At 65.5% G+C, this 7,841-nt stretch carries 7 protein-coding genes; 3 read left to right on the top strand and 4 right to left on the bottom strand.

The features are described from left to right. The first annotated feature begins 654 nt into the window (after positions 1-654). Positions 655-3,036 carry a bifunctional diguanylate cyclase/phosphodiesterase gene (locus MJ783_RS19185; RefSeq protein WP_239312282.1) on the top strand — a complete coding sequence of 794 codons (2,382 nt, stop codon included), beginning with the start codon at positions 655-657 and terminating at the stop codon, positions 3,034-3,036. Further along, a complete protein-coding gene (gene aat, locus MJ783_RS19180) occupies positions 3,027-3,872 on the top strand; it encodes a leucyl/phenylalanyl-tRNA--protein transferase (RefSeq protein WP_239312281.1) in 846 nt (281 codons plus the stop codon). The genes MJ783_RS19185 and aat overlap by 10 nt, the downstream gene beginning before the upstream one ends. A gap of 98 nt (positions 3,873-3,970) precedes the next feature. On the opposite strand, the gene MJ783_RS19175 is transcribed toward aat, so the two are convergent. Both MJ783_RS19175 and MJ783_RS19170 read right to left on the bottom strand, forming a co-directional pair. Beyond that, a complete protein-coding gene (locus MJ783_RS19175) occupies positions 3,971-5,332 on the bottom strand; it encodes a pyridoxal phosphate-dependent aminotransferase family protein (protein ID WP_239312278.1) in 1,362 nt (453 codons plus the stop codon). Positions 5,333-5,727: 395 nt separating this feature from the next. Continuing rightward, positions 5,728-5,934, bottom strand: a complete 207-nt coding sequence (locus MJ783_RS19170) for a ferredoxin (protein WP_239312275.1) — start codon at positions 5,932-5,934, stop codon at positions 5,728-5,730. 180 nt (positions 5,935-6,114) lie between these two features. Here MJ783_RS19170 and MJ783_RS19165 point away from each other — a divergent pair, with 180 nt between their 5' ends. Next, a complete protein-coding gene (locus tag MJ783_RS19165; RefSeq protein WP_239312273.1) occupies positions 6,115-6,396 on the top strand; it encodes a hypothetical protein in 282 nt (93 codons plus the stop codon). A 599-nt stretch (positions 6,397-6,995) separates the two neighbouring features. Here MJ783_RS19165 and MJ783_RS19160 read toward each other — a convergent pair. Then, the gene (locus MJ783_RS19160; RefSeq protein WP_239312271.1) at positions 6,996-7,406 is read right to left on the bottom strand and encodes a type II toxin-antitoxin system VapC family toxin; all 411 of its coding nucleotides are present in this window, start codon (positions 7,404-7,406) and stop codon (positions 6,996-6,998) included. Further along, positions 7,403-7,663 carry a hypothetical protein gene (locus tag MJ783_RS19155; protein WP_239312284.1) on the bottom strand — a complete coding sequence of 87 codons (261 nt, stop codon included), beginning with the start codon at positions 7,661-7,663 and terminating at the stop codon, positions 7,403-7,405. The genes MJ783_RS19160 and MJ783_RS19155 overlap by 4 nt, the downstream gene beginning before the upstream one ends. Positions 7,664-7,841 lie beyond the last annotated feature (178 nt).

Here is a 7,841-nt window from a genome sequence, read left to right as displayed (position 1 = left end):
GGCAATAGAGGAGTGGATCAAGGAGTGGGGTTGGGGTGCGTGCATCGCGAGGCGGCGGAGGCAGCCACCGGAGGTGGTGGGTGGCGACTGACGAGCCGGGTACCCGTGCATCGCGCGGCGATGGACGGGGAGCGATGACGCGAGGTGCGTGCCCCAACCCCGCGACGCGGCGTCCCCTATTGCCCGGCGCTCTTAGGGCGTGTTTCGCAAGCCGTCTGTCCGGCTCCCCGATCGAACGACGGCTTGCGAAACACGCCGTGGGCCTGTGCCAGCTCTTCGGGGTGAACGAGTCGCGAATGGGTCGCTCAGGGCGTGCCTCGGGACTGGATTGCCGAGTCCCGGGTAGGGGTGGAGGAGCTACGGGTGTTCGTCCGCAGGATTTTTCACTGACGGACGCTGTCAGTAGTCAGGGGTGGCAAATCGGACGTCGGCATACCGCTGCCACGGGCCGGTGCCGCACTGCCGCGCCGGAGTGGTCCACAAAGAAGCCGCTGCCAGCCGGCCAGCCGTCAGTTGGTCAACTGTCAGTTGGTAAAAATTGGGGCGATCGTGAAGGTTCCCGGGGTCTCGGGCTGATTGGTGGTTTGTTGAGGGAGAATAGCGCCCGGAGTGTCAGAATATGCCCCGCCGATCTGATCGTGGGGGGATGATCATTTGACGACTTCAGTACATGCCGCTCGCCGATTGCGAGTGGTCCGAGCGGGCCGCGTGGCGCTCCTGGCGGCTGCGGTATTCTTCGTGGCCACCACTCTCGCCGGCCTGCGCGACACATCGATCATAGTCAACGGGGTCGATCGCTGGCTCGGCAACTGCTTCAGCCTGGCGGCGGGGGTCATGTGCCTTGTGCGCGCCAATCTTGTGCGTGGTGAACGGGCCGCGTGGGTCGCGATCGGGGCCGGTCTTCTGTGCTACGGCGCCGGGACGATTTACTTCACGACACGGGTCGCCAATCGCAATCCGCAACTGTCGCCATCGCTGGCCGACGCGGGCTGGTTGTTGTTCTATATCGCGACATATGTAGCTGTGATTCTGCTGATGCGCAAACGAGTGTCCCGGTTTCATCCCAGCGTCTGGCTTGACGCGCTGGTGGGCGCTCTCGGGGTGGCGGCGCTTGCCAGCGGCCTGGCTGTCGGTGCCATCGGTAAGGTCCGCGCGACCAATATGTCGACGGTGGAGCTCAATCTCGCCTATCCCCTTGCCGATCTGATGCTGCTCGTGCTCGTCGTGAGTGTGTTCGGTCTGCTGGGCTGGCGGCTCGAAAGGGTGTGGTATCTCCTCGGCGGTTCGCTGATTATCTTTGCGGCCGCCGATACGGTCGTGGTCGGCGAGGTCGCCAGCGGTCACTACTCCCCGGGCGGGCCGGTCGAGGTGCTGTGGGCACTGGCGCTGGTTCTGCCCGCGTACGCCGCCTGGCAACGGCCGTCGCGGGAGAAGACGGAGGGCCTCGTCGGGTGGGGTGTGCTGGCCATCCCAGCCATCTTCGCGATTGCCGCGCTTGGGCTCCTGGTCTTCGGAGCGGTAACGCGGCTGCCGCCCGTGACCGTCACGCTCGCGGCCGCCACGGTTCTGGCCGCGCTCGTGCGGACCGGGATCACCTTTGCCGAGGTCCGTCAGCTCGCTGAGACCAAGCTGCAGGCCCGCACCGACGAGCTCACCGGGCTGGCCAACCGTCGTGGCTTCTTCGAACGCCTCAACGGGCTGGACTCTGGCGCTGGCGCCGGGGCCCGTCGGTTCGCGCTGCTCGTTCTTGATCTTGACCGTTTCAAGGAGATCAACGATTCCCTTGGCCATCCCGTCGGCGATGATCTGCTGAAGCTCGTCGGGCGGCGGATCGCGGCGGCGCTGCGCCCGGAGGACCTGTTGGCCCGCCTCGGTGGGGATGAGTTCGCCGTGCTCCTGGAAGATGCGGATGCGGCGGTGGCCAAGATGGTCGCCGAAAGGGTGCTGGCCACGCTCGAGGGCCCCTTCGAGGTCGGCGCGGTCACCCTGCACGTGGACGCGAGCATCGGGGCCGCGCTCTACCCGGACGACGCGGTCGCCGCGAGCGTTCTGTTGCAGCGAGCGGATGTTGCGATGTACGCGGCCAAAGCCGCCCGCTCCGGGGTCGAGTACTACCAGCCTGGTGTGGACGTGCACACCCCGGATCGCCTGGACATCATCGAGGCGCTGCGCAGCGGGCTCGGCGAGGATCAGCTGCGGGTCCATTACCAGATGAAGATCGACCTGCGCACCGGTGGCTGTCATGCGGTGGAGGCGCTCGTGCGGTGGGAACATCCCACCAAGGGCCTTCTCCCGCCCGATGTGTTCCTGCCCCTGGCCGAGCACACCGGGCTCATGCGTACGCTGACGCTGGAGGTTCTCGGCCTCGCGCTGGGGCAGTCCCGTCGCTGGCGGGACGCTGGTCTGGACATCGGAGTCGCGGTCAATCTCTCCGCGTCCAATCTGCTCGACACGGCATTCCCGACCGAGGTCGCGGATCTGCTCGCGCTGCACGGGGTGCCGGCGCGGGCGCTTGAGTTTGAGATCACTGAAACAGCCCTGATGCTTGACCGGATCCGTACCGCGGCCGTGCTCATGGCCCTGCGGGAGATGGGAATCCACATTGCCGTGGACGATTATGGGACGGGATACTCGTCCCTGTCCTATCTGCGGGAGCTCCCGGTGGATATTCTCAAGCTGGACAAATCTTTTGTCATGCACATGGACTCCGATCCGGGGGCGGCGGCGATCGTGCAGTCCACGGTCGGGCTCGCACACTCCCTTGGCCTGCGTATCGTGGTTGAAGGGGTCGAGACCGAGAGCACGATGCGGCGTCTGGCCGAGTTTGGTTGTGATCTTGCGCAGGGCTTCTACCTGGGTTGCCCACAGCCCGCCGAGGAGCTGACGCCGCTGCTCTGGCAGCGTAATGATCACCGTTTGTCAGCTGGTTGCGCCGCATTGGCCGTTGAATCCGTGGAGGTGGAGGTGGAGGTGGAAGTGGAGGCGGGCCGGGACGCCGTGGCCGAACCTGTCCGCGCGGGTCACACATGGACCTGACCGGCTCACCCGAGCCGCCGGGGCCGTCGCCATGGGACGGGCTGCCAGCGACGGAACACGGCGAGCCAGCGGGCTTACCCATCGCGGTCGGGGGCGAGCTCACCGCGGCGGTGCTGATCGGGGCGTATCGGCGGGGAGCTTTCCCCTTCCCGGTCCCGGGCGGAGACCCGGTCGAGGGCGCGGCCACACGCCGCCGGTTCAGCGCCGCCGTCGCTGACGGGCGTATCTTCAACCTCGCCGGGGATGACCCGCCAGATCTTGACCTGCCCTGGTGGTGCCCGGACCCACGGGGCGTGTTGCCCGTCGGCGGCGTGCATGTGTCCGACTCGTTGTTCAGACGGATGCGTGCGTGCGCGTGGACCACCACGTTGGACAGGGCGTTCGCCGATGTCGTCCGTGGCTGCGGCCGCGGTGGCCGACCCACGTGGATCACGCCTGAGCTCGCGGACGCCTACCTTCAGCTGCATCGGCTCGGCTGGGCACACAGCGTCGAGGTGTGGAAGGGCGACGATCTTGTCGGCGGGATGTTCGGTGTGCTCGTCGGCGCCGTCTTCATGGCTGAGTCCATGTTCCACGCGCATACCGACGCGTCCAAGGTCGCGTTGGTCGACTTTGACGCACGCTTCGTGCGGGCCGGCGGTCGGCTCGTCGATGTGCAGTTCGTGACCGCGCACGCCGGCTCCATGGGCGCCGTGGAGATCCCGCGAGAACGGTTTCTGGCGGTTCTGCATGATGCGCGGGACACGGACGTGAAGCTGGTTCGCGACCGCTTGTCCGTGCGGCGCCTGGCCGAGCTCGCCCGAGCAAGCCGACGGACCGGGCCGGACGCATCGTGACGAGCCAGGCCGACTGGGCCGCCGGCCGCCCGGCGTGAACCGCGGCTGTACGGCTGTACGGCCGTACAGCCGTCGGCCTGTCAGCGGAGGGGAGCGCTCTACACGGTTTTCGTCCATTGGCTGGGCCAGCGGCGCGGCGCAGGTCCGTCATGCTCGGACTGTTCGTATTGTTCTGGCCGCGGGCCTGGGAACATCGCGGCAACCTCGGCGAGTACCGCGAGCAGCTGGGTAATCTCTTCGTCGGTATTGGCCGCGGTCACCTGAATGCGGATTCCGACATCGGCTCGGGGCACCAATGGAAAGGGTGCCATGGTGATGTAGATCCCGCGGTCGAACAGGTGGAGGCCAAGGGCGTCTGTGTCCTCGGGACTGCCGATCGGTACTTCGATGATCGGTGTTCCGGACCGGTTCAAGGTCCGCAGCCCGAGTTGTGCCAGACCGTCGAGAACACGGGCGGTCTTGCGATGGAGATCGGCCCTGATGGTGTCGCCCCGCACCGCGTTGAGCCGGAAGCCGGCCAGCACGGTGGCGAGCGAAGCCACCGGCGACGGCCCGGAGAAGACGTACGGCGCGGCAGTCACCTTGAGGTAGTTCTTCACCGTGGTCGGGCAGGCGATGAAGGCCAGCAGGGATGAGTACGCCTTGGAGAAGCCGCCCACCAGGATGAGTCCGTCATAGCTTTCCCCGACATGGCGGACAAGGGCGTTACCGCGTAAACCGTACGGGCTGATCTCGGCTCGGCCGCGCTCACCGATGACGCCGAAACCGTGGGCATCGTCGATGTAGAGGATCGCGTCGTTCGCCCGGGTGACTGCCAGCAGCTCGGTCAACGGCGGTGTGTTGCCGGTCATACTGTTCACGCCGTCGATACATACCAGTCTTGGGTAGGTGGGGCACGCCCGCAGCAGCTCATCCAGCTGGCTGGGATTCTCGGCATCGAAGTAGTACAGGGTGCCACCTCGGGCCCGCGCTATGGCGCAGCCGTCGTGAATCGTGCGGTGCGCATGCCGGTCGAGAAAGACCGACCCTTCTCCGACGAGAGCCGGAATGACCGACATATGGATGTGCGTGATCGTGGGAATCGTGAGGCTGTCTTCGGCGCCGAGGAGCTCGGTGAGTTCTTCTTCGATCTCGGTGAACAGCCGTGGATGGGCGATCATACGTGACCAGCTCGGATGGGTACCCCACTTGGTCAGGTACTCCGGCACCATCGCAATGATCTCTGAATTTACATCGAAACCAAGATAGTTGCAGGATGCAAAATCCGACAGCCAATGATCGCCTATGCGAATCCGGCGGCCATTGATTTCATCGACAATCGAGTCCACCATCGGATGGCTGTCTCGTAGCCCGGCGAGCTCCGCCAGGGGTCCGAGCGGTCGGCCCAGTATGCGGTCGTAGAGCCCCTGTTGATCTGGCGAAGCCTGGCGTGCGGGTGGCTTCCCCGGAGTTGTGGACAACGCCCCTCCTCGAAAGATGAGGGTCCCACATTACGGCGTGGCTTTCCGGGGCGACGTTGTTTTTGGGTATTTATCGGCGGGTGGCCGGGCCGGCTGCCCCGCTGGCCGATTCGGGCAAATGCTATTTTATTGGTAATAATGGTTCAATATTTTTATTGTATGTGTTCGAGGGAGTGGTGGGCTGGATCCATTATCAGCTGCTATGTGCGCCAGCTGGAGTACGGCCGGCTTGCCGGGGCGCGGTGTATGCCTGCCGAGTCGTGCTGTGACGGTTCTGTCGCGGCCGGTCGTGGCTCGGCTGTTAACGATCTCGGTCGGGGTTCCGTGGAGCCGTCCGATCACAGGAACCCCGCCGCGAGAAGAGCGTGATCACGACTTTCGTGGTTCGCGGTGGGTTACGCCGCGATCCGCCCGATTGCCTCAGCCGGGCAGAACTCCAGGGCCTGCAACAACATCTCCTCTTCCTCCTCGGACGACGGCTGCCGGCATATGTAGTAGACCTCGCGAGCGTCATCGCGCTTGAAGAAATCCGGGGCAACGCCGCGGCAGTTTTCGCAGTCAGTGCATTCGGAGTCGACGAAGAAGGGGCCTTCAGCATTCATGGGAAGTCGGTTCTTTTCGCTTGCCACATCACACCTCGCGTTCGTTGTGAGCGTTGGTTGCAGCCACCCGGACGATTCTATCCGCCAGCCCGGCTGCCGGGCTGGTCGCGCTTCACGTATGTTGACAGGTGCTCGGCGTGGCCATTCTGACCGGAAAGTCCATGGGTCTGAATGCCCGCCGTGGCCGGGGCCGACGGCCGGATGGCGGGATTCCCGCGAGACGCCGTGGTGACAGCGGGCGTGCGGAGGAGTGCCAGGGCATGGCGGATCGTCCAGGCCTGTCCGAAGGTGCAGGTGCTGGCCTCGGCGTACCGCGGTGTCGCTGCTCTCCGGGCAGCCGGTGTGAGGCCGGCCAACGTCCCGGGCGTCCTTGTGAGGTTGCTCTGGAAGGTTGCGGTGATTCGGTTGTTCCGTTACCTGGATGGTATTCCGTCGATTGTCGGTGGTCTCGTCATCGATTAGTTACCGCTTTGAAACATGAGGCCGATCGAAGCGGCTGCGAACGTGCCCAGTCATGCCGTCACATCGGATCCAATTCCTGGTGAGGAGACGGGCGGATATCTCGCTCCGGCAGGACCTGTGCGGGGTTCGGTATGGGCCGCTGAGCCTGTGGCGGCCCGGCCGGACAGCGAGAGTCCGGTCTGGAGTGGTCCCGGTTCTGCGGACAGCGGACCTGAAGTCCACTGCCCGAGAGGAAGAGGCGTCATGGGGGCAGCACCTCGGAAGCACACGCAGGAGTACAAAGACGAGGCGGCACAGTTGGTGTTCGAATCAGACTGGCCGTTGGCCGGGGTCGCGAGTCGCGACATCCCGAACACCGTCACCAACCGTCACCGGCTTCGGGCGCGCTTACCGTCAGCGATCAAGCTCAAGGTGATGGCATTGTTCCCGCCTCCGCCTCGCGACGCACGCACCCCAATCCCGCCCCTTGATCCACACCGCTATTGCCGGTCGCTCTCATGCGAACCTGAACCTGCAGGTCAACGACCCGGCCGTGTCCATTGAACCTGCCCATGCGAAGATCCGCGAGGCCGGCTACGCCGACAATACAAACGCCAAGGCTACGGCAGCAGAGTGAAGGCGGGGACGTGGCTTGGACGGAGCACGCTGAAGTGGCGGCGATCCAGCGTCGCGATGTGCACCGCCTGGAAGTTCTCGGCGACCGCGACGACGAAGGCGTCGGCGGTGCCCAGTGGAAGACTCGCATGCCGTTCGACCAGAACGGCGGCCTGACGGGCGTCGGCAGGCGTGACGGGCACCAGCTCGTAGACACCGTCCGCCACATCGCGCAGAAAGTCGGCCTCGGCCTTCGTTCCGGCCCGGCTGAAGAGCAGGTAGCCGATCTCGGAGAGGAGCGGGGCTGGGAGCAGAAGCGGCCCGGGAAAGTTCTGGAGCAGGTCGACGCATTGCCGGTGATGGTCGTCCTTGCGGTTGGCGAGCGCCAGCACGGGGCCGGTGTCGACGACGATCACGCGCTGCGGCGGTTCTCGTCACCCCAGGCCTCGCGCATGCCTTCCTTGGCGCGCTCGCCCAGATCTGGTTCGCCGTCGAAGAGAGCCGTCGTACGGAACTGACGACGGGGGCGCTCGCCGCGCTCCACGGCAGCCCACTGCCGCAGCAGCTCCACGGCTTCGGGTAGCCGGTCCTCCGGCAGCGCGTCAAGCAGCCGATGTGCTTCCTCGCGCACGCTCATGCAGCCGGTGTAGGAGCCTTGCCTGTCTCCGGCCATACCACACACGTGGTCTCCATCCCGGGAAGCCCGACGTCTCATTACGGCCTGGCGGTCACAGGCATCCACAGACCCCGGCAGCGCTCAACCTTCACCGCCGCTCCGGCCGGAAATCCTGATCTTGTGAAGGGCGTGGCGGGAATAGAACCTGAATGTGCTCCCTTTAGCATCGCCACGG

The organism is Protofrankia sp. Cj3 (assembly GCF_917627355.1).
In the GTDB taxonomy this organism is placed as follows: domain Bacteria; phylum Actinomycetota; class Actinomycetes; order Frankiales; family Frankiaceae; genus Protofrankia.
Note: the sequence above shows the minus strand (reverse complement) of the source record. Positions and strands in the feature narration are given on the sequence as shown.